Source organism: Nonomuraea sp. LP-02, from assembly GCF_036289125.1.
In the GTDB taxonomy this organism is placed as follows: domain Bacteria; phylum Actinomycetota; class Actinomycetes; order Streptosporangiales; family Streptosporangiaceae; genus Nonomuraea; species Nonomuraea bangladeshensis.
Genome location: NZ_JAXCLK010000001.1, coordinates 2,347,178 through 2,367,835, shown reverse-complemented (window position 1 = coordinate 2,367,835; position 20,658 = coordinate 2,347,178). Strand labels below are relative to the sequence as shown.

The following is a 20,658-nucleotide window of genomic DNA, read 5'->3' as shown; positions in this document are numbered from 1 at the left end:
GTCAACCTTCTTCCGTCAGGGGGAGCAACATCGTCGCCAGCAGCCGGGGCGTGCGTCCCGGCGCCGGTTCGTTGGCGAGCAGGGGCTGGACGAGGCCGGCGAAACCCTGCGCGAAACGTACGAACTCCTCGTCGTCCAGGTGCAGCACCACCTGCTGGTAGCCGACGCCGTCGGCCGCCAGGTCGATGTGCTCCCTGGCGAGGTAGCGCGAGAACTCCGACAGCAGGCTGGCCACGAACGCGGTGAAGTACCGCGCGTGCTCCTCGGGGGAGGCCGAGGCCAGCGCCTCGGGGGAGGGGGTGACCCCGCCTTCCGGCACCGCGTACACCCGCTCCGTCGCGCCGCCGACCTTGCGCTCCTCCACCACCTGCAGCAGACCGGCCTGCGCCAGCGTGGCGATGTGCCGGTACAGCGACGCCTGCGGCACGTCGGGCAGCAGGGCCGCCAGGTCGGACGACGTGCGGCGGGCGCCGGCCGCGGCGCGCAGGATGCGGATGCGCACGGGGTGCAGCGCCAGCTGCGCCCACCGTTCTGGGGATGTCCTCACGCCTCACACGTTATCACTATTAAGAATGAGAACGTCAAACGCACAGCAAGCCGGGCAATCCGTACGATCGCGCCGGCCGGCGGCTGGACCCGGCGACGTGTGGCAGGCGAGCCGCGACCCGGTGTTCCACCCGGAACATGTCGTGCTGCCGCACTGGGACGGCAGGGCCTGGTCGCGGGGGCTGCCGCCCGCCCTCTCCCGGGCCCGGTCGAGGGCGCCCGGCAGGGCGCGGATCTGGTCACCTTCCGCCGCCGTCAGGGGAGGGGCGGCGGGAGGGGATCAGCGGGAGACGGTGGAGGAGCGGTGGTCGGCGGACATCAGGTGGGGCCCGGCGGCCCCGGGTTGGTACCGGAGGCGCTTCTCCAGGCACACCATCGCGCCGTTCTCCCGCTTGTTGGTGAAGCGGATGTCGTCGGCGAGCGCCCTCATGATCATCAGCCCGCGCCCGTGCTCGGCCCCCGGTTTGGGCTCCTCCAGTTTGTCGGGGTCGAAGCCGTGCCCGGTGTCGACGACCCGGATGAAGCACCGGTCGTCGTGGACGGTGGCGCTGACGGTGTACTCGTCGCTCGGCTCGGCGTGCCGGATCACGTTGGAGCAGGCCTCGGTGAGCATGAGCTCGATGTCGTCGCGGATCTGGCCCTCGACGCCGAGCGAGCGCAGAGTGCCGTCCAGCATCTGCCTGATCAGCGGGACGCTCGCGGCATCCCTGGGCAGCCGGAGCGCTATCGAGGCCTCCACGACTTCTCCTTCCCTGCGGAACCCGTGGCGACCTTCTGCCCGAGATCGCGGAGCCCAATCGTCGGCGCCCCATCATCGGCGGCGGAACCGGCCTTCCCCGGGGTCACATGTCCGCGAGCCGCCGCGCCACCTCCATGGACGCCTCGGCGATCTCGTCCTCGGTCAGGCCGTCCTGCGCCGTCATCCACTTGCCCGCGTGCAGCGCGAACAGCGCCAGCGACCGGCTGATCCGCTCCACCGGCGTCGCGCCGGGCTCGCTCAGCTCGGCCGTGAGCGACAGCATCGCCTCACGCATCTTGATGAGCTTCGGATGCTCGCGCAACGCCGTCTGGTTGCGCTCCAGGAACCGGGTGACCTCGAGGTGGCTGGGCCGGGTCAGGTTCGCGGCGTAGCGCTCCAGCAGCTCGCGGCGCGTCGCGGACGTCTTCGGGCGCGCCCGCGCCCACTCCACCAGCTCCTCGATCTCGGCCACGCGCAGGCCGACCAGGCTGGCGACGATGTCGTCCTTGGTCTTGAAGTGGTAGTAGAGCGCGGCCTTGGTGACGCCCAGCTCCTCGGCGATCTCCCGCAGCGAGGTCGCCTCGTACCCCTGCTCGGTGAAGAGCCGCAGCGCGACCTCCTGGATACGGGTACGTGTGTCTGCCCGCACTGTGCACCCTTTTCGACTTGACGGCCGGTAAGTAGATGTCCAGTTTATTCGGCGAAAAAAGGGGAGGTGCCTGCTGGGGGTTTTGACGACAATTGTCCCCATGCACACTTTCCGACGACCGCGCCCGGACGACGCGGCCGCCCTCTACGACCTCGTCTCGGCGTACGAGACCGCCGTGCTCGGCGGGCCCGACATGACCCTCGAGGACGTCGAGGACGAGCTCGCCGAACCCGGCTTCGACCTCGACCGCGACGGCTGGGTCGCCGAGGGGCCCGGCGGCCGCCTGCTCGGCAACGGCTGGGCCTCCTCCGTCGGCGACAGCGACCTGGTCGACGTGGACGTCATCGTCCGCCCCGGTTCCGAGGAACTGATCGAACCGCTCTGGGAGAAGGTCCTCGGCCGCGCCCGCGAGCTGGCCGCCGCGCGCGGCCACGACGGCGCCACCGTCCACCTCGGCGTCTACCGCGCCGACCAGGGCAAGCAGGCCCTCGCCAAGGAGCACGGCTTCGAGCCGGGCACCAGCTTCCACCGCATGCGGATCGACTTCGACGGCCCGGTCGAGCCGCCCGCCCCGCCCGCCGGGCTCACCCTGCACTCCGGGGAGAGCGAGGAGGTGCGGCGCGAGGCGCACCGCGTCCACCAGGAGGGCTTCGCCGAGCACTTCGGCTTCGCCCCCGTCGCCTACGAGCAGTGGTACGAACGCCGCGAGGCCCAGAACGCCACCGACTGGAGCCAGCTCGCCCTGGCCAGGATCGACGGCCGCCCGGCCGGGGTGGTGATCGGCAGCGACCAGTTCCTGCCCGACCAGGGCTGCGGCTACGTGGCCACGCTCGCCGTGCTGCCCGAGTTCCGCGGCCGGGGCCTCGGCCGCTTCCTGCTCCAGCACGCCTTCGCCGCCGACGCGGCCCGCGGCAGGAAGGGCACGATCCTGCACGTGGACAGCAACAACACCACCCCGGCGCTCGACCTGTACGAGTCGGCCGGCATGCGCCAGGTGATGGCCTTCGACATCTGGCGCCGCAGGCTCTAGCTGTACGTCTAGCCCCGGCCCGCCTGGACCCGGTGCCGCGACAGGTGCTCCAGCACCGCCTGGTTCGCCTCCCACCCGTCGGGGAACTTCACCGGCACGCCGAGCTGCACCGGCTCGGCCGACGGGTGGGCGTCCAGCAGCTCGGCGATCCCGGCCCTGGCGACCACCACGCAGGCGTGCCGGTGCCGGGAGGCGAGCACGCACAGCCGCCCCGACTCCAGGTGGAAGGCCGTCGCGTCGCGCCGTCCCGACAGCGGGTGCAGCACGATCGTCACGTCGTACTCGCGGCCCTGGAGCCGGTTGGCGGTGTCCACGGTGATCTCCGGCGGCAGGCCGGCCGCGCGGATCGCCGCCACCTGGTCGCGGTGCGCGGCACCGACCGCGATCCGGTCGGCCGTCACCGGCCGCTCGCCCTGCTCCGAGCCCGCCACCGCGCCGCGCTGCAGCAGCCGCGCCGCCAGCAGCGCCACCGCCCGCACCGCCTCGCCGTCGGTGCGCACGGTGTGCCGTTCCGGCAGCTCCAGCAGCGCCCATCCGGAGCGGGCCGCCTCCTCCAGCGCCCGGTCGTGCGGGGTGCCGAGGCCGCCGGTGACCAGCTCCATGCGCCGCTCGCCCGGCCCGGTGCCGGAGCGGAACCCGGTGAACGGGTAGAACGCCCGCGACACCACCGGCGCGGCCGTCGCCGGCAGCCGCCACGACACCGGCAGCCGGTGCACCGGCAGGTCGGGGTTGTGCCGCAGCAGCACCGACACCGCGCTCTGCAGCGGGTCCCACGACAGCCCCGACCAGCGGTCACCGTCGACGATCGAGAACGGGTCGAGCTGCCCGGGATCGCCCACGAACAGCGCCCGCTCGAACAGCCCCGCGATGCGCAGCAGCTTGTCCGAGCGCATCTGGTAGGCCTCGTCCACGATCGCCCACGGCCACTTCCTGTCGCCGATCCACGCCCACTTGTCGGCCGTGGCGATGACGATGTCCGGATCGCCGAGATCCTGCACTCGCGTGCCGACCCGGACCCCGGCCAGCTCCAGCAGGCGCGGCGGGGGCGCGTACGCGCCGGCCGACAACCGCCCGACCGTCAGGTGCGGGTGCTTGTCGCAGATGCGCACCACCAGGTCGTCGACCTGCTCGTTGGTCTGGGCGACGATCATCAGCGGCTCGCCGGTGGCCGCGAGGTGCGCCGCCGCGCGCACCACCAGCGTGGACTTGCCCGCGCCTGGCGGGGAGTCCACGACCACGCCCCGATGCCGGGGCAGGTCGGCCAGCACGTCCGCGATGACCTGCTCCGGGCTGGGCTCCGGGCTGCCGGTCCCTGGGTCGGCGGTCACGACCACTCCTCCTGAGCGTCCTCGTCGTCGGGCACGTACTGCTGGGGCGGCCCGCCGTGCGTCCACGGCGTGGCCTCGGCGTCGGGCAGGCCGGGCGAGCCCTGGAAGTCGCCGGTGAGCGAGGTGTAGCAGACCCGCTCGCCGACGTCGGGCACCGACCCCGGAGCGGCCGTCTTCCCCCGCCCCATGCCCTTGGTGATCTTGATGGTGACCAGGCCCTCGTACGCCTCGACCAGCTCGGCGCCCTGGGTGCGGCGCTCAGGGGTGCCGAGCGCCGTGCCGGGCGGCAGCAGCACCGGGTCGTCGGTCTTGATCACGACCAGCGGGCGCAGCTTGCGCGAGCGGCCCTCGCCCTCGGCGTTGTCGGGGACGGTCTCCACCACCTCGCCGGCGAACGCCTCGCCGGTCAACCGGTACTCGGCCATCACCAGCGGGTCGTCGTAGGCGCGCTGCACCTCGTAGGCGGCCTGGGCGCGTTCCATGCGGGCCAGCCGGGCCGCGGCGGACACCGCGCCGTCCCTGCGGGGCTGCGGCGGGCCGCCCTCCGCGACGCTCTCGGCCATGGCGCTGAACGAGGCCCGGTCCTGCTCCCACCGCTGCGCCACGCTCGCCCCCGGCTCCAGGCCCGCCAGCAGGTCGAGCGCCCGCCACATCAGCCGCCAGGTCGGCGCGAGCTGGGTGCGCAGCGCCTCCGTGACCCGCTCGGCCGACCCGCTGTCGATGGCGGGGGCCAGCACCTCCGCGTCGAACCCCGGATCCGTCGCCGGACCGGCGGGCGGCCACACCAGCGGGTCCTCGGCCTCCTCGCGCGGCCCCTCGGTGATCCACGCGACCAGGGAGGCGAGGTTGCCGTCCTCCAGCCCGCTCTGCCCGCTCGCCCAGTGCCGGCCCAGCTCCTCGGTCGCGGCCAGCGTGAGCGACGACCCCGGGTACGCGGCCCGTTCGGCGAAGTACGTCAGCCACCGCCCGAGCAGCGGCACCGACTCCGGCACCGGGTAGGGGCCGTCGGCGCGGCGGAAACGGGTGGAGCGGCCGAGCAGCCGGGTGAAGGCCACGCCGCCGGTGTTGGGCACGACGAGCTGCGGCGCGTCGAGCGCCCGCTCGTACGGGTCGCCGCCACGCCGCTCGACCGTCTCGGTGTCGTGCGTGAAGCTCTCCACGTACGGCAGCAGCACCCCGGCCAGCTCGGCCGCCCACGCGAAGCGCAGGTCACGGTTGCGCGGCTGGGGCACCACGAGCAGGCGCGGCCGGTCGCGGTCGTCGCCGAGCATCGCGGCGAGCGGCGCGGCGGCCTCCCCGGACAGCCGCAGCGGCACGAACACCATCGGCCGCGCCGACAGATGGCAGTGCCGCACGGTCGCGACCGGCTGGGCGATGCCCTCGTCCAGGGCCCGCAGCCGGGCCAGCGAGGTCAGCAGGCTCACTTGTCACACACTCCCGAGGCACTCCCTGCGCAGGCGTTCGGCGTTGCGCAGCAGCCGGGCGATCTCCTCCTGGCCCTCGGCCGGGTCGCGGGTGCCGTCGGCCAGGCCCAGGGCCTCGGCGACGGACGCCACCCCGCCGAGCTCGTCGCGTACCTGACGGCCGAGCAGGTCGGAGGCGCCCTCCTGGCGGGCCTCGTCGCGGCAGAAGAAGCACAGGTCGCAGGTGGACAGGCAGTCCGGCGCGTAGCGGGCGGTGGTCCTGCGCACCGCGTCGGCCAGCTCGGCGACCGGCCGGGTGGGGCGGCCGTCCTCGCCGGGGCGCAGGTCGAAGGTGAGGTCCTCGGGCAGGCCGGCCATCAGCCGGTCGAGGGTCGTCATGCGGGCGAGCTGGCGGCGCAGCACGGCGAGCTGACGGCGTACGTCCACCAGGGTGGCGACCGGGCGGTTGGCGAAGTTCTCGGGACAGACCAGCACCACGTCGTGGGAGACCCGCAGCGGGTCGTGGCCCAGCTCCTCCAGCAGGGTGCGCAACGCCAGGACGTACACCGCGGCCTGCCGGGCCGCCGCGGCCGCCGCCGACGGCTCGGCCTGCCCGTCGATCACCGCGAACGACTTGATCTCCACGATGTGGAAGCGGCCGCCGAGCTGGAAGGCCACCACGTCGGGCTCCAGGTACGCGGTGTGCCCGGCGATGGTGAGGGCGAGCAGCGGGTGGTCGTAGAGCGTGCCGGCGTCGTCCTCGCCGCGCGCCGCCCGGTCGATCAGGGATCGGGTGTGGGCGTGGCGCAGGTGGGCGCCGGTCCTCGCGTCGGCCTTCTCACCGACGTTCTCGACGTCGTGGTAGGCGACCTCGGCGACCGGCAGGCGCAGCAGCTCGCGCAGCATCCGCAGCAGCTCCGCGCAGCCGTCGGCCTTGACCAGCGCCTCGAAGGCGTTGCCGCGGGTGATCGCGAACGGCGACTGCCCGAACGGCGCGGGGAAGCCGAGATGGCGGGCGGCGGCGTCCTTGTCGAGGCCGGCGCCGTCCATGAGGGCGCGGCGGGCGCAGCCGGGGTTGGCGGCGAGCGCCGCGATGGCGCGGGCGTCGTGGGGACGCGGCGGCGTGGTGCCGCGCAGCGCGTCGAGCCGGTGCGCGGGGTCGCCCTCGCGCTTCAAGCCGCTCACGTGGCGTACTCCTTCTTGATCGTGCTCAGCGTAGCGGCGCCGAACAGGCGGGCGACGTCATCAAGCTGCCGCGCGGCGCGTCGCGCCAGCTCCGCGCGGTCGCGCGTGTCGCGCGGGGCGTGCACGGCCAGCTCGGCGCGGGCCGCCGCGATCACCCGGTCCGGGTCGGGCGGGCCGAGCGAGCCGTCGGTGGCGCCGGGGATGTTCCTGGCCATGCGCAGGAGTAACCGGGCCGCCCGCGGATCGGCCTGCTCGCGCCCTGCCACGGCGATCGCGCAGGTCAGGAAGTCGACGCGAGGGCTGAGCGGCCCGACCACGCGCCGCTCCAGCGGCCAGGCGCTCAGCGTGAGCAGGCCGCGGGCGGGGGAGAGGCGGTCGGTCAGCGCGGCGCACAGATAGTACGGCCGCCCGTACGGCGCGGACCGGAACGAACGCTCCTCGTCCCTGCGCAGGCTGGTGAGCTGGGCGCTGCGGATGGTGCCGCCGAGGAACGCCTCGCTGACCGCCACCACCAGCCGCGGCTGCGCGGTCGCGCCGAGCAGCCGCAGCCCTTGGTGCACCTGCTCCCGTACGGTGACCAGCGGGACCGTCCGCGCGGCGGGCTCCTCGGGCTGTTCGCCGCCCACCAGGGCGTCCCAGGCCCGCTCGGCGGCGCGCAGCTCGGCCCGCAGGCCGCGGGCGGCGCCGCCGTCCCGTGCGCGCATGGCCCTGCGCACGCCGGCCCGCAGCTCGTCGATCCGCCGTTCGAGCTCGTCCAGCCGGTCACTCATGTGCGCGAGCGTACCAACAGTCCCAGCATTTTCCAGTAAATTGGCGGCGTTTCCGAAATCTACTTCGTAAAGGGGACCGGCCCCCGTGTTCCGATCAACGCCGAGTAAAGGACGGGTCAACAGGGGACACTGGACCCTGTGAGCCGTGGGTTGCGTCATCTGCTGGGCGCCGTCGCAGGGCTGGCGGCCCTCGCCCCCGTCTACTACCTCACCGAGGCGGGCGCGCGGGAGCTGCGCGCCGGCACGGTGGCCGCCGGGCCGTCGCCCGCCGGCCTCGGCTGCCTCCTCGCGGTGGCGGCGATCGTCGCGATGCTCGCCGCCTGGCCGCCGGCGGCCCTCGCCTGCGGCCTGCCGCTGGCGGCGGCGGGCACGCTGTTCGCGCTCGACGCCACCGGCGCCATCGCCGCCGCGGCCACCCTCCCGTACGCCGGCGGCCTGCCCTGGGCCCGGCCCGGCGCCGCCCCCTGGGCGGAGGCGGCCGAACCGCCCGGCACCATCGCCGGGCTCACCGGCCTCTACGCGCTCATCGGCGTCGTCCTCGTGCTCTCGGCACTGCTCCCGCGCGGCCGGCGATCTATCCTGGGCCCGTGAGCGGACGCGACCCCGACCGGCGCAGGGCGCTGCTCGACGCCGCCGACCGCGCCATCGCCGCCGAGGGCCCCGACGTGTCGATGGCCGCCATCGCCGCCGCCGCGGGCGTCACCAAGCCCATCCTCTACCGCCACTTCGGCGACCGGAGCGGCCTGTACGAGGCGCTCGCCGACCGCCACGTACGCACCGTGATCGCCCAGCTCCGGCCGCGCTTCGCCGAGGCCGGCGCCGACCTGCGCGCCCGCGCCCGCGCCACCATCACCGCCTACCTCGACCTCGTCTCCGCCAACCTCAACCTCTACCGCTTCCTGTTCCAGCGCGCCGGCGCCGAGGACGTCCGCACCCGCTCCCGCGTCACCTCCCTCGTCCGCAGCCTCGGCGAGGAACTGGGCGAGGTGCTCGCCGCCGATGGGGTGGTGCCCGACCCGGTGCGGGCACAGGTGCTCGGCCACGCCTTCGTCGGCATGGTGCAGACCACCGGCGACTGGTGGCTCGACCAGCCCGGCCTCGACCGCGACCAAGTGGTGGAGAGCCTGGTGGACGCCATCACGGCCGCCGTCACCGGGCCCGCGCTCACTCCCCGAAGCGGGACAGCTTTCCGTGCCGCCGGGCGTACGTGAGCGCCCACGCGAACAACCCCACCGTGGCCGCCAGATAGACCACGTCGAGCCCGGCCGCCCAGGCCAGCCGGTCCCACGGCACCGGGCCGCCGGACATGACCGTGCGCATGCCCTCGAACACGTGCGAGGCGGGCAGGAACTCCGACACCGCCCGCAGCGGCGCGGGCAGCACGGACACCGGGTAGAAGATCCCGGCCAGCGGCTGCACCATGAACACGATCGACCAGGCGATGACCTGCGCGTTCTCGCCGAAGCGGAGCACCGCCGCGATGCCGACCAGCCCGAGCGACCAGCCGAGCACGAGCAGCACCCCCATGAACGGCACCAGCCCCACGCCGATCGTGGTCACGCCGAAGCCGTACAGGCCGAGGGCGAGCGCCGCCATCACGGCCAGCGCGAAGATCACCTTGCCCAGCGAGAACAGCACGAGACCGGCCAGGTACTCAGCGCTGGACAGCGGGCTGACCTGCACGTTCAGCAGGTTGCGCGACCAGATGTCCTCCAGGAAGGCGATCGAGATCTCGTTGCTCGCCTTCTGCAGCACCTGCCAGAGCAGCACCGCCCCCAGCAGGAACGTCACCGCGAACGGCACCCGCTGCGCCCGCAGGAACAGCGTCATGAACCCCCACAGCACCAGCTCCACGCTGGGCCAGAAGAAGATCTCGAAGACGCGGACCGGGCTGCGCCGCAGCGCCGCGAAGTCGCGCCGGACCACGCCCATGACGCGGGTGCGCCGCGCGGCGAATCCGAGCGGCGGCAGCGTCAGCGTGGAAGCCTGTGACGTGCTCATCCTCTGGCCACCTTCAGGAACACCTCTTCCAGGTCCTCGGCCCCGTAGTGGCCGGCCAGCTCCGCCGGGCTGCCCGCGGCCACGATCACCCCGCCGGACAGGAAGTGCACCCGGTCGCACATGCGCTCCACCTCGCGCATGTTGTGCGAGGTGATGAGCATGGCGCTGCCGTTCTCGGCGGCCACCCGGGTCAGCAGGCCGCGTACGCGGTCACCGGCGTCGGGGTCGAGGTTGGCCGTCGGCTCGTCCAGCACCAGCAACCGGGGTGCGTTCAGCAGCGCCTTGGCGAGCTGCACGCGGGTGCGCTGCCCGGACGACAGCGCCATGACCCGCCGCTTGACGAACGGGCCCAGCTCGAACAGCTCGACCAGTTCGGCGACCCGCTCGCGCGGGCGGCGCAGGGCGTACAGGCGGGCGAAGGCGTCCAGCACCTCGCCCACGCGCAGCACCCCGGGCAGGTCCACGTAGCTGGCGGCGAAGTTGAGCCGGCTGAGCGCCTCGGTGCGGTGGCGGGCCAGCTCCATGCCGAACAGCTCGACGCTGCCCGCGTCGGGGGTGATGAGCCCCAGCAGCATGTGGAGGGTCGTCGACTTGCCGGCGCCGTTGGGGCCGAGCAGACCCACGATCTCGCCCTCGCCGACGGTGAGGCTCACGTCGCGGACGGCCGTGACCGGCCCGAACCGCTTCACCAGATGGGACGCCCGCAGGATGGCCACCGCTCAAGGGTGCGGCCGGCGGCCACACGGCGGCAACGCATTTTCCGCGCCGAGCCCGCAGAAGACCTCAGCCGTGGTCCCGCAACATCCGCAGCAGGTCCCACTCGGTCTCGCACACCCGCCGCCCGATCGCCGCCAGCTCCACCGACCTCGCGCCCCCGCGCAGGTGCCGCATGGTCTGCATGACGCAGATGACGCCCCACTTGAGCACGCCGAACGTCTCCCACCAGCGCAGCGCGTCGCGGTCGACCTTCGCGCCGCCCGCCTCCTCGTAGGCGGCGATCAGCTCGTCGTAGCGGCCGAACCCGCCAACCGGCAGCGGCGAGCCGAACCGCCACGCCTTCACGCACAGCCACCCCAGGTCCTCCAGGGGGTCGCCGGCGTGGGCCAGCTCCCAGTCGAGCACGGCCCGCACGCCCTCCGGCCCGACGATGAGGTTGCCGTTGCGGAAGTCGCCGTGCACCACCGCGGGCGGCCCGGCGGGGGGACGGGACGCGGCCAGCCGCCGCAACGCCAGCTCGAACACCGGGTGGGGCTCGCCCAGCAGGTCGAGCACGTCCCGCCAGCGCGCCAGCGGGTCGGCGGTGGAATCGGGGTCGGGCGGCAGGCTGGACAGCGGCATCCGGTGCACCGCCGCCAGCGCCCGCCCGCACTGGGCGGCCAGCAGCGGCCGGGCGGCCGCGTACGCGTCGTCGCGCAGGATCCTGCGCGGGATCGTCTCCCCGTCCACCCGTTCCATCAGCACGTACGGCGCCCCGCCCGCCGACCCGGCGGCGACGATCCGCGGCACCGGCACGCCCGACGCGGCCGCCGCCCGCATGAGCCGCGCCTCCGCCTCCAGCGTGGTCCCCGCCTCCCCGGCCCCGCCGGGCGAGTCGAGCCGCAGCACCAGCTCGTGCCGTTCGCCGCCGGGCGTGGCGACGTCCAGGGCCCACGTCTCCCGTGACGCCCCGCCGGGGAGCCGTACCCGGTGGGGGAGGGTGGCCTGCGGGCCGAACACCTCCGCCACCACGGCGGCGACGGTGTCGCCGCTCACCGGAGACCGAACTCCCAGTTGCCGCCGGCCGCGTACGAGCCGAGGATGCGCCGGCCGACCGAGTCGATGTGCACCTCGTCGGGCCCGTCGTAGATGCGCCCGGCCCGCGCGTGCCGGTACATCCGGTCGAGCGGCGTGTCGCCCGTCAGCCCCGCCGCCCCGTGCACCTGGATGGCCCGGTCGATGACGTTGTGCAGCATCCGCGCGCCGACGACCTTGATCGCGCCGATCTCCACGCGGGCGTCGGAGCCGGCGTCGATCGCCTCGGCGGCGTTGAGCGTGAGCAGCCGGGCCGACTGGATCTCGGCGTAGGAGTCGAACACGTGCTGGCGCATGAGCTGCTTCTTCGCCAGCGGCTCGCCGAACGCGGTGCGCTCGTGCAGCCGCCGGCACATGAGGTCGAAGGCCCGCTGCGCCTGCCCGAGCCAGCGCATGCAGTGGAAGATGCGCCCCGGCCCGAGGCGCTTTTGTGCGATGACGAAGCCGCGGCCCCGCTCGCCCAGCAGGTTGGAGGCGGGCACCCGCACGTTGTCGTAGCGCACCTCGCAGTGCGCGCCGTCCAGCCCGAGCACGGGCGTGTCGCGCACGATCGTGTACCCGGGCGTGTCGGTCGGGACCAGGATCATGGAGAAGGCCAGGTGCGGCGGCGCGTCGGGCTCGGTGCGGCACATCACGGTCGTGTACGCCGCCCGCGAGGCCCCGGTGGTGAACCATTTGTGCCCGTTGATCACCCACTCGTCCCCGTCGAGCACGGCGCTCGTGCGGATCTGGGTGGGGTCGGAGCTGGAGACGCCCGGCTCGGTCATGGCGAAGCTGGGCGAGATGTCGCCGCGCACCAGCGGCTCCAGGTAGCGCTCGCGCTGCTCGGGCGAGGCGTGCTCGTACAGCATGAGCGAGTCCTGGAGGGTGTACGTGCCGAGCGCGAGCTGCCCGAACTCGCTGCGCCCCTGGACCTCGTTGACGTACACGTAGTCGAGGAACGGCAGCCCGCCGCCGCCCAGCTCACACGGGTGGCCGAGCGCCCACAGGCCCTCCTTCTTGGCCGCGGCCCGCAGGTCGGCGAGTGCCGCCTCGGCGGCGGCCCCGCCCTCGTGCAGCACCGGCTCTGCGGGCTCGACCCGCTCGGTCATGAACGCATGGACGGCGTCGCGGACGGGCCGGACGCTCGCGGGCACGGCGAAGCTCATGCCTGGATCTCAGCCGAATATCGTTGCCCAGTCAACGGTCGGGACGGTCAACGGCCGGGACGGCGGTTTAGGGCAGCCAGCTCACCTTGCCGCGCAGGAAGGCGTACCCGACGAAGGCCACCGCGTCGATGAGCGTGTGCGCCACGATCAGCGGCATCGTCCGCCCCCACCGCTGGTAGGCCCGCCCGAACACGATGCCCATCACCACGTTCCCGACGAACCCGCCGAACCCCTGATACAGGTGGTACGACCCCCGCAGCAGCGACGACACCACGACCGCCCGCCACGGCGACCAGCCGGCCTGCCCCAGCCGGTGCAGCAGGTAGCCGGCGACCAGCACCTCCTCCAGCACGCCGTTCTGCGCGGCGGCGAGCAGCAGCACCGGCACCTGCCACCACACCTCGGGCAGCGCGCCGGGCACGACGGTGAGGTTGATCCCGATGGCCTGCACCGCCAGGTAGAACGCGAGCCCGCTGCCGCCGATCAGGGCCGCGAGCAGCGCGCCGCGCAGCAGGTCGCGGCGCGGCTCACGGAAGTCCGCGCCGATCGTGCGCAGCGACTCGCCGGAGCGCACCAGCAGGTACGCCACCAGCCCGACCGGCGCCACCGCGATGGCGATCTGGGCGAGCTGCAGCGACAGGTCCAGCCACGGCCGCCCGGGAGCCATCGAGCCGACGAGCACGGCGTGCTGGCTCTTCAGCTCCTTCGGCGCGGTGAGCGCCCCGATCAGCCGGATGAGCGCGATCAGCCCGCTCGCGCCGAGCGAGACCGACATCACGACGAAGATCTCGGCCCCGATGAGCCGGGGCGCGAGTGCCGGGAGGGCCGCGGGCGGCGACTGAGTGCTCATGAGCGCAGATTAGCCGTATCCCTCATCGGACCCGGATAAAGGGACCAGCCGTGTGCTAGAAGGAAGCCATGACGCGAACCGGATCGTCCGCGGGTCCCCACGACGTCCCCACGGCGGCGCAGCTCGTGGCCGCGGTACGCGACTTCCTCGAGAGGGACGTGCTGCCGGCCGTGGAGGGGCGTACGCGTTTCCACACCCGGGTCGCGATCAACGTGCTCGGCATGGTCGAGCGGGAGATCGAGCTGGGCCCGGCCCAGGCGGAGGAGCACGCCGCCCGCCTGGCCGCGCTCGGTGTGGCCGACGACGCCGAGCTGGCCGCCGCCGTCCGCGACGGCCGCCTGCCCGACGACCACGCGCTGGTGAGCGTCCTGGAGCAGGCGGTGCGGGCGAAGCTGGAGGTCGCCAACCCCGCCCACCTCCGAGGATGAACGTCAGTGCGAGCCGGTGAGGTCGAGGTCCTTGACCCGCGGGTCGCCCTCGTCCACGAAGTAGTGCTCGCGCCGGGTGGCGTCCGGCCCGTCGGCCACCTTGAACGCCCGGAAGGCCAGCGTGCCGAGCACCGCCACCACCAGGTTGACGATCAGCGCCAGGAACCCGGCGTAGACCGTCATCTTGGTGTCGAAGCCCAGGTTGGCCAGCCCGAACGCCGACCCGCCGAAGTGCGCCTTGCCGTTGGCCGGGTTGGGGATGAGGTAGAGCATCCACATGCCCGCCGCGAGGCCGAGCGCCCAGCCCGCGAGCAGGCCGCCCCGGTGGAACCAGCGGGTGTAGAGGCCGAGCGCCACCGACGGCAGCGTCTGCAGGATGATCACGCCGCCGATGAGCTGCAGGTCGATGGAGAACTGCGGGTCGAGCAGCAGGATGCACAGCACCGCGCCCACCTTGACCACCAGTGAGACGATCTTGGAGACCTTGGCCTCCTGCGCGTCGGTGGCGTCCTTGTTGAGGTACTCGCGGTAGATGTTGCGGGTGAACAGGTTGGCCGCCGCGATCGACATGATGGCGGCCGGCACGAGCGCGCCGATGCCGATGGCCGCGTACGCCACGCCGGTGAACCAGTCGGGGAAGACCTGGTCGAACAGCCGCGGCACGATCGTGTTGGCGTCCGGCCGGCCGTTGGCGCCCACGACCGGCTTGGTGCCGGCCGCGATGGCCATGTAGCCGAGCAGCGCGATGAGGCCGAGCACGAGGCTGTAGGCGGGCAGGGCGGACATGTTCCGCTTGATGACGCCGCGGTTCTTGGACGCCAGCACGCCGGTCAGGCTGTGCGGGTAGAGGAACAGCGCCAGCGCCGAGCCGAAGGCCAGCGTCACGTACTGGAGCTGGTTGGTGGCGTTCAGCGTGATGCCGTCGCCGGGCGCGGGGGTGGCGGCGAACTTCTGCGCGGCCGCGTCGAAGATCGAGCCCCAGCCGCCCAGCTGGGTCGGGATGTAGAGGACCGCGACCAGGATCACGATGTAGATGAGCGCGTCCTTGACGAACGCGATCAGCGCGGGCGCGCGCAGCCCCGACTGGTAGGTGTAGGCCGCGAGGATCGCGAAGGCGATGACGATCGGCAGGTGGCCGGTGATGCCCATCGACTTCAGCACGGCCTCGATGCCGACGAGCTGCAGCGCGATGTACGGCATCGTCGCCACCAGCCCGGTGACCGCGACCGCGAGGGCCAGCGTCGGCGAGCCGAACCTGGCCCGGACGAAGTCGGCCGGCGTGACGAAGCCGTGCACGTGCGAGACCGACCACATCCGGGCCAGCACGAGGAACACCAGCGGGTAGACCACCACGGTGTACGGCAGCGCGTAGAAGCCCAGCGCGCCCGCCCCGAACACCAGCGCGGGCACCGCGACGAAGGTGTAGGCGGTGTAGAGGTCGCCGCCGACCAGGAACCAGGTGATCCAGGAGCCGAAGCTGCGCCCGCCGAGGCCCCACTCGTGCAGGCTGTCGATGCTCTCCGGCCGCCGCCAGCGGGCCGCGACGAAGCCCATGACGGTCACGAGCAGGAACAGGGCGACGAAGACGACCAGCTCGGTCGTGTGCCCGCTCACTTGGTCATCCTGTAGACGATCGTCGTGCAGGTGACGCCGACGGCGATGAAGGCGATCTGCAGCCAGTAGAACAGCGGGAAGCCGAGCAGGCGGGGCTCGTCGGCGTTGAACAGGAACGTGAGCAGCGGCAGCACGATCGGCAGGACCAGCAGCCAGTTCCAGGGGCTGCGGTCGGTGTGTGGCTGTCCGGGTTCACCGGTAGTCATCGACCCTCCAATGGCGAGGCCAGGGACCGGCGGGTGACCGGTCCTGACAGGTGGCGTCAACGGAGGGACACTAACTTTGCGGTGGTATTAAACCCAGTGTCGTTAATATTACGGTTCGGCCTAAATGGCGGGCATTTGTCTCACCATGTGGGATACCCGCGCACGTCGCCGCAGGTCCCGGCTTCGAACCTTAGTTACTGGCGGGTAGTTCACCGGGCGATGATCGGTGAGTGGTCGGTTAATCGCGCCGAACGGTCAAGCCGCCGGTCAGGTCGTCGGCGATGTCCCGGGAGCCGTAGCCGTCGGGCGCCGGCACCTCCGTCACCGGGTCCGGCCGGTCGTCGAACTCCAGCCGCAGCGCCCGCGCCATCGTGGCGTGCATCTCGTACAGGCAGGTGATGTACGTCAGCTCCAGGATCTGCTCGTCCGGCAGGTGCCGCTGGAGCGTGGCGAACACCTCGTCAGGCACCCGGCCGCCGTCCAGCACCAGCGCGTCGGCGTAGGCCAGCACGGCCCGCTCCAGTTCCCCGAAGCAGTCGCTGACCTGCCAGGCGGGGATCGCGCGCACCTTCTCCTCGGGCACGCCGAGCGCCCGGAGCTGCTTGCAGTGCTGGGAGTAGACGAACTGGCTCTGCCGCGCCCAGCCGGCCCGGGTCTGGCCCAGCTCGCGCAGCACCGGGTCCAGAGTGGCCTCCCGGTAGACCTGGAAGCCCTTCACGCAGTGCCGGAAGATCTTCGGGTCCAGCGCGAAGACCTCCCACCAGTCGCCCGGCGAGCCCGTCGCCGTGCCCTCCCTGTCAGGGGAGAACAGCCGGTCGTGGAAGTACGTCACGAGCGGGTCGGTCATCTCCGCGCGCGGCACGCGGCGCAGGCGCGGCATCAGCCGGCCCCGCCGGGGACGGTCCTGTCGGCGCCCGTCCTGTCGGCGCCCGTCCTGTCAGCGGTCGTCCTCGGCTCGTGGCGCACGTCGCCCGGCTGCCCGACCTGCCGCGTCCAGGCGGCGAACTCGACGAGGACGCCGTCGGGGTCCTTGAAGTAGATCGAGCGGACGAACACGCCGTCGTGCATCTCCGGGGCCACGCCGAACTCGCTGTCGTCGTGGTTGAGCAGCACGCCCACGTCGATGCCCTTGGCGACGAGCCGGTCGCGGTACTCCTCGATCTTCTCCGGCGGCACGTCGAAGGCGATGTGGTTCATGGAGCCGACGGCCGAGACCAGCTCGCCCCGGTCGGGCAGGTTGCGCGGCGCGGAGACCCCCGGGACGCCGTCGGGCGCGTCGGGGAACCAGAAGAAGGCGAGGGCGTTGCCGCCGCCGCAGTCGAAGAAGAAGTGCTGGCCCCAGCCCATCGGCAGCTCGATGGTCTTGATCAGCGGCATGCCCAGCACGCCGGAGTAGAAGTCGACGGTCTGCTTCATGTCCGAGCAGACCAGCGCGATGTGGTTGACCCCGCGAAGCTCGAATTCGGTGTTCATAGTAATTCCGTGCTTATCACAGGGTCATGCCGTAAAACATGACATGAGATGTCCTCTTTCGGCGGCACGATCGGCGTCATGATCGCAGTAGTAGCGGGGGCCACCCGCGGAACGGGACGAGGAATCGCGGTCGCGCTCGGGGAGATCGGCGCGACCGTCTACTGCACGGGTCGCAGCACCCGCGCGGCACGCTCGGAGATGGACCGGCCGGAGACCGTCGAGGAGACCGCCGAGCTGGTCACCGCGGCCGGCGGCACCGGCATCGCGGTGCCCGCCGACCACCTGGACCCCGAGCAGGTGACGGCGCTGGCCGAGCGGATCGGGCGCGAGCAGGGGCGGCTCGACGTGCTGGTCAACGACATCTGGGGCGGCGACCGCCTGTGGAAGTGGGACACCCCCGTGTGGGAGCACGACCTGGACGACGGGCTGCGGCTGCTGCGGCTGGCCGTCGAGACCCACCTCGTCACCGCCAAGTACCTGCTGCCGCTGCTCGTCGGGCACGAGGGCGGGCTGGTCGTCGAGGTCACCGACGGCACCTGGGAGTTCAACCAGACCCGCTACCGGGGCAACGTCTACTACGACCTGGCCAAGGTGGCGGTGAACAGGCTGGCGTACGCCTGGTCGCACGAGCTGCGCCCGCACGGCGGCACCGGGGTGGCGATCACGCCGGGCTTCCTGCGCTCGGAGGCCATGCTCGACAATTTCGGCGTCACGGAGGAGACCTGGCGGGAGGCGAAGGCCGACCCGGCCTGGATGGTGTCCGAGACGCCCGCCTACGCGGGCCGCGCCGTCGCCGCGCTCGCCGCCGACCCGGACCGGAGCCGCTGGTCGGGCCGCTCGCTGACCAGCGGCGAGCTGGCCGACGCGTACGGCTTCACCGACGTGGACGGCAGCCGCCCCCAGGTGTGGCGCTACATCACCGAGGTCCTGGAGCAGGGGAAGGAGGCGGACCCGGCGGGCTACCGCTGATAGAGCGCGGCGGTGCGGGCGGCGGCGTCGGCGACCATCGCCCGCAGCTCCGGCGGCTCCAGCACCTCCGCCTCCGGCCCGAACCGCAGCACCTGCGAGAAGGCCACCTCCAGCGACTCCACCGCCAGCCGCACGGTGCCGTCGGGCCGGAGCGAGGCGAGCGCGCCGGCCAGCGCGGCCGGGTCGGCGACGTGCCGGAGCATCCGCCGGCCCCGCTCGCTGAGCCGCAGCGTGATCTCCTCGCGCAGCAGCGAGCGGCTGAACTCGGCCGACTGCGCCGCCCAGAACGCGGCCAGGTCGAAGCCGGGCTCGCGGTCGAAGGTCTCGGGCAGCACGGCCACCTCGCCGAACCGGTGCACGCGGAAGATGAGGAAGCGGCTGCCGAGCCGCGCCGCGAGATACCAGGCCCCGGCCTTCAGCACCAGCCCGTACGGCTCCAGCGTGCGGACGCGGTCCTTGTAGCGGGCCCGCACCCGCCGGTCGTTCCACACCGCCCGCGCCAGCGTGGCGAGGGCGGCCGGCGGCGGCTCGTCCCCGGCGAACCAGCCGGGCGCGTCCAGGTGGAAGCGCTGCGCGGCGGTCGCGGGGGCGTCGCGCAGCCCGGGGGAGAGCGCCGCGGCGGCCTTCAGCCGGGCGGTGGCCGCGACGTCCTGCAGCCCCATCTCGCGCAGCGCGGCCGGCACCCCCGACAGGAACAGCGCCTCGGCCTCGGCCCGGTCGAGCCCGGTCAGCCGGGTGCGGTAGCCGTCCAGCAGCCGGTAGCCGCCGCCCCGGCCCCGGTCGGCGTAGACCGGCACGCCCGCCTCGGCGAGCGCGAGCACGTCGCGGTGCACGGTCCGCTCCGAGACCTCCAGCTCCTTCGCCAGCTCCGCCGCCGTCATCCCGCCCCGGCCCTGCAGCAGCAGGACCAGCGACATCAGCCGCGCGGCGCGCACAGCGGCAGCACCACGGCGGAGGGCAGGCCGGGGGAGTGGAAGACCTCGACGTCGGCGGGCACCATCGGCCCGCCCGCGGCGAGCGGATCGCCGGTGCCCGGGTTGCGGGCGATCGTCGGGTAGGCCCCGGCCGCCACGTGCACGCGGACCCGGTGGCCGCGCCGGAACCGGTGCGCGATCGGCCACAGGTCGACCTCGGCCCGCCGCACGCCCTCCGGCCCCGGCCCGAGCCTTCGTACGCCCTCACACACGTTGAGCGAGCGCCCGTCCGGCGCCACGTCGCACACCCGTACCACGACGTCAACGTACGGGGTGCTGGAGCGGACGAACAACTCGGCGCGTACCGGGCCGATCATCTCCACGTCCGCGCGCAGCGCGGGCGAGCTGTAGACCAGCACGTCGCGGCGCTGTTCCAGCCTGCGCTGGTCGCGCGGCCGGGAGTCGCCGAGCAGCACGGGCCCGCCGATGACCGGTGTCGGGTGGACCGGGTCGTAGCGGAACCGGTCGGGCCCGGCCTCCTGGGGACCGTCCTCGCCGAGGCCGAAGCCGTGCTGCAGGTGCCAGCGCCGCTCGCGCATCCCCGGCACCGGCCAGTCGGGGTAGTCGCGCCACTCCTCCGCGCCCGTCACGTAGAGGCGCACCGGCTGGGGCCGCAGCAGCGAAGGGTCGCCCAGCAGGTGCGCGCGGAACCACGCCGACGCCTCGGTCAGGGTGGGGCGGGCGTGCCGGGCGTCGATGTGCCACCAGGGGCCGATCGTCAGGTACGGGCGGCGGCCCGCCCGGCGCAGCGCCGCGTAGTCCTGGAGCTGCCAGGGCAGGAAGACGTCGTACCAGCCGCCCAGCATGGTGACGGCCGCGTCCACCTCGCCCACCTTGGGGGAGAAGTCGCGCTTGTCCCAGTAGGGGACGGCCGGATCGGCGTGATGGGCCAGCAGGTCCTGGAAGAACGGCAGCGGCCGGCCCGCCGACAACTGGTCCAGCTCGGCCACCGGCCGCCCCGACAGCACCGCGCGGCGGGTCGAGCGCGGCGCGGTCAGCACCGCGGTCCCGCCGAGGCGGCGCGACATGCCGTCGGTGAGCGTGGTCCAGCTCAGCGCCGACTCCAGCGCGAAGGCCCCGCCCACGTAGGCGGCGTCGCGGAACTGGGAGGCGGTGATCTGGGTCGCCAGGGCCTTCAGCTCCGGTCCGGCGTAGGGGGCGACGGCCCACTGCGTGTAACCGAGGTAGGAGGGGCCGAACATCGCGAACGAGCCGCCGTACCAGGGCTGCTCGCGCAGCCAGGCGATGGTGGCCAGACCGTCCTCGTGCTCGTCGCCGAGGGGGTCGAGGGTGCCGCCCGAGCCGAAGCCGCCCCGGCAGCTCTGGATGACGACATGGAGGCCCTGGCGGGCGAACCCGCGGCCGTACATGAGCCCGAACAGGCCGCGCCGCCCGTACGGCGAGCGGACGAGGACCACGGGCGCCCGCCCCGCCCCGGCCGGGGCGTAGTGGTCGGCCAGCAGCCGCACGCCGTCGGGCATCGGGACCGGGAGGTCGCGCTGGAGCCGGACGCGTCTCATGTACTACTCAGTAACATATGCCGGTCCGGACGCG

The 20,658-nt window shown here is 73.2% G+C and carries 23 protein-coding genes; 5 read left to right on the top strand and 18 right to left on the bottom strand.

Going from position 1 to position 20,658, the window contains the following annotated elements:
* Window position 1: 1 nt before the first annotated feature.
* From SMD20_RS10965 to SMD20_RS10955, 3 genes are all read right to left on the bottom strand, one after another.
* The gene (locus SMD20_RS10965) at window positions 2–547 is read right to left on the bottom strand and encodes a helix-turn-helix domain-containing protein (RefSeq protein WP_329578580.1); all 546 of its coding nucleotides are present in this window, start codon (window positions 545–547) and stop codon (window positions 2–4) included.
* A gap of 279 nt (window positions 548–826) precedes the next feature.
* Window positions 827–1,285, bottom strand: coding sequence for an ATP-binding protein (locus SMD20_RS10960; protein ID WP_329578577.1), 459 nt, complete (start codon window positions 1,283–1,285; stop codon window positions 827–829).
* A gap of 103 nt (window positions 1,286–1,388) precedes the next feature.
* On the bottom strand, window positions 1,389–1,934 hold the full coding sequence (locus SMD20_RS10955; RefSeq protein WP_329578574.1) for a TetR/AcrR family transcriptional regulator: 546 nt from the start codon (window positions 1,932–1,934) through the stop codon (window positions 1,389–1,391).
* Between the two features lie 100 nt (window positions 1,935–2,034).
* On the opposite strand from SMD20_RS10955, the gene SMD20_RS10950 reads away from it, so the two are divergent.
* On the top strand, window positions 2,035–2,964 hold the full coding sequence (locus SMD20_RS10950; RefSeq protein WP_329578571.1) for a GNAT family N-acetyltransferase: 930 nt from the start codon (window positions 2,035–2,037) through the stop codon (window positions 2,962–2,964).
* A gap of 8 nt (window positions 2,965–2,972) precedes the next feature.
* Here the strand turns inward: SMD20_RS10950 and SMD20_RS10945 are convergent, their stop codons facing one another.
* From SMD20_RS10945 to SMD20_RS10930, 4 genes are read right to left on the bottom strand one after another with little or no spacing between them, the layout of a single operon-like run.
* The gene (locus tag SMD20_RS10945; protein ID WP_329578568.1) at window positions 2,973–4,292 is read right to left on the bottom strand and encodes an AAA family ATPase; all 1,320 of its coding nucleotides are present in this window, start codon (window positions 4,290–4,292) and stop codon (window positions 2,973–2,975) included.
* Entirely contained in the window at window positions 4,289–5,716 is a 1,428-nt protein-coding gene (locus SMD20_RS10940) for a hypothetical protein (protein ID WP_329578565.1), read from the bottom strand. Before SMD20_RS10940 ends, SMD20_RS10945 begins: the two co-directional genes overlap by 4 nt.
* 3 nt (window positions 5,717–5,719) lie before the next feature.
* Window positions 5,720–6,880, bottom strand: a complete 1,161-nt coding sequence (locus tag SMD20_RS10935; RefSeq protein ID WP_329578562.1) for a hypothetical protein — start codon at window positions 6,878–6,880, stop codon at window positions 5,720–5,722.
* Window positions 6,877–7,650: a hypothetical protein gene (locus SMD20_RS10930; protein ID WP_329578559.1), complete on the bottom strand. Its 774-nt coding sequence runs from the start codon at window positions 7,648–7,650 to the stop codon at window positions 6,877–6,879. Before SMD20_RS10930 ends, SMD20_RS10935 begins: the two co-directional genes overlap by 4 nt.
* A 138-nt stretch (window positions 7,651–7,788) precedes the next feature.
* Here SMD20_RS10930 and SMD20_RS10925 point away from each other — a divergent pair, with 138 nt between their 5' ends.
* Complete coding sequence (locus tag SMD20_RS10925) at window positions 7,789–8,241, top strand: hypothetical protein (RefSeq protein ID WP_329578557.1); 453 nt, start codon at window positions 7,789–7,791, stop codon at window positions 8,239–8,241.
* Window positions 8,238–8,861, top strand: coding sequence for a TetR/AcrR family transcriptional regulator (locus SMD20_RS10920; protein ID WP_329578554.1), 624 nt, complete (start codon window positions 8,238–8,240; stop codon window positions 8,859–8,861). The genes SMD20_RS10925 and SMD20_RS10920 overlap by 4 nt, the downstream gene beginning before the upstream one ends.
* On the opposite strand, the gene SMD20_RS10915 is transcribed toward SMD20_RS10920, so the two are convergent.
* From SMD20_RS10915 to SMD20_RS10895, 5 genes are all read right to left on the bottom strand, one after another.
* The gene (locus SMD20_RS10915; RefSeq protein ID WP_329578551.1) at window positions 8,815–9,651 is read right to left on the bottom strand and encodes an ABC transporter permease; all 837 of its coding nucleotides are present in this window, start codon (window positions 9,649–9,651) and stop codon (window positions 8,815–8,817) included. The two genes, SMD20_RS10920 and SMD20_RS10915, sit on opposite strands and share 47 nt — an antisense overlap.
* Window positions 9,648–10,367: an ABC transporter ATP-binding protein gene (locus SMD20_RS10910; protein ID WP_329578548.1), complete on the bottom strand. Its 720-nt coding sequence runs from the start codon at window positions 10,365–10,367 to the stop codon at window positions 9,648–9,650. Before SMD20_RS10910 ends, SMD20_RS10915 begins: the two co-directional genes overlap by 4 nt.
* 67 nt (window positions 10,368–10,434) lie before the next feature.
* The gene (locus tag SMD20_RS10905; RefSeq protein ID WP_329578545.1) at window positions 10,435–11,403 is read right to left on the bottom strand and encodes a phosphotransferase family protein; all 969 of its coding nucleotides are present in this window, start codon (window positions 11,401–11,403) and stop codon (window positions 10,435–10,437) included.
* The gene (locus SMD20_RS10900; protein ID WP_329578542.1) at window positions 11,400–12,590 is read right to left on the bottom strand and encodes an acyl-CoA dehydrogenase family protein; all 1,191 of its coding nucleotides are present in this window, start codon (window positions 12,588–12,590) and stop codon (window positions 11,400–11,402) included. Before SMD20_RS10900 ends, SMD20_RS10905 begins: the two co-directional genes overlap by 4 nt.
* Window positions 12,591–12,657: 67 nt before the next feature.
* Window positions 12,658–13,440, bottom strand: coding sequence for a CPBP family intramembrane glutamic endopeptidase (locus SMD20_RS10895; protein ID WP_329578538.1), 783 nt, complete (start codon window positions 13,438–13,440; stop codon window positions 12,658–12,660).
* Between the two features lie 68 nt (window positions 13,441–13,508).
* Between SMD20_RS10895 and SMD20_RS10890 the strand changes: the two genes are divergently transcribed.
* Complete coding sequence (locus tag SMD20_RS10890) at window positions 13,509–13,868, top strand: DUF6285 domain-containing protein (protein ID WP_329578535.1); 360 nt, start codon at window positions 13,509–13,511, stop codon at window positions 13,866–13,868.
* 3 nt (window positions 13,869–13,871) lie between these two features.
* Here the strand turns inward: SMD20_RS10890 and mctP are convergent, their stop codons facing one another.
* The 4 genes from mctP to SMD20_RS10870 form a co-directional block, all read right to left on the bottom strand.
* On the bottom strand, window positions 13,872–15,482 hold the full coding sequence (gene mctP / locus SMD20_RS10885) for a monocarboxylate uptake permease MctP (protein ID WP_329578532.1): 1,611 nt from the start codon (window positions 15,480–15,482) through the stop codon (window positions 13,872–13,874).
* Complete coding sequence (locus SMD20_RS10880; RefSeq protein WP_329578529.1) at window positions 15,479–15,688, bottom strand: DUF3311 domain-containing protein; 210 nt, start codon at window positions 15,686–15,688, stop codon at window positions 15,479–15,481. Before SMD20_RS10880 ends, mctP begins: the two co-directional genes overlap by 4 nt.
* 238 nt (window positions 15,689–15,926) lie before the next feature.
* Window positions 15,927–16,568: a carboxymuconolactone decarboxylase family protein gene (locus tag SMD20_RS10875; protein WP_329578526.1), complete on the bottom strand. Its 642-nt coding sequence runs from the start codon at window positions 16,566–16,568 to the stop codon at window positions 15,927–15,929.
* On the bottom strand, window positions 16,568–17,161 hold the full coding sequence (locus SMD20_RS10870; protein WP_329578523.1) for a VOC family protein: 594 nt from the start codon (window positions 17,159–17,161) through the stop codon (window positions 16,568–16,570). Before SMD20_RS10870 ends, SMD20_RS10875 begins: the two co-directional genes overlap by 1 nt.
* Window positions 17,162–17,239: 78 nt before the next feature.
* Here SMD20_RS10870 and SMD20_RS10865 point away from each other — a divergent pair, with 78 nt between their 5' ends.
* Entirely contained in the window at window positions 17,240–18,130 is an 891-nt protein-coding gene (locus tag SMD20_RS10865; RefSeq protein ID WP_329578521.1) for an SDR family oxidoreductase, read from the top strand.
* Here SMD20_RS10865 and SMD20_RS10860 read toward each other — a convergent pair.
* Entirely contained in the window at window positions 18,121–19,065 is a 945-nt protein-coding gene (locus tag SMD20_RS10860; protein ID WP_329578518.1) for a helix-turn-helix transcriptional regulator, read from the bottom strand. The two genes, SMD20_RS10865 and SMD20_RS10860, sit on opposite strands and share 10 nt — an antisense overlap.
* Window positions 19,047–20,624, bottom strand: a complete 1,578-nt coding sequence (locus SMD20_RS10855) for a CocE/NonD family hydrolase (RefSeq protein WP_329578515.1) — start codon at window positions 20,622–20,624, stop codon at window positions 19,047–19,049. The genes SMD20_RS10860 and SMD20_RS10855 overlap by 19 nt, the downstream gene beginning before the upstream one ends.
* Window positions 20,625–20,658: the final 34 nt, after the last annotated feature.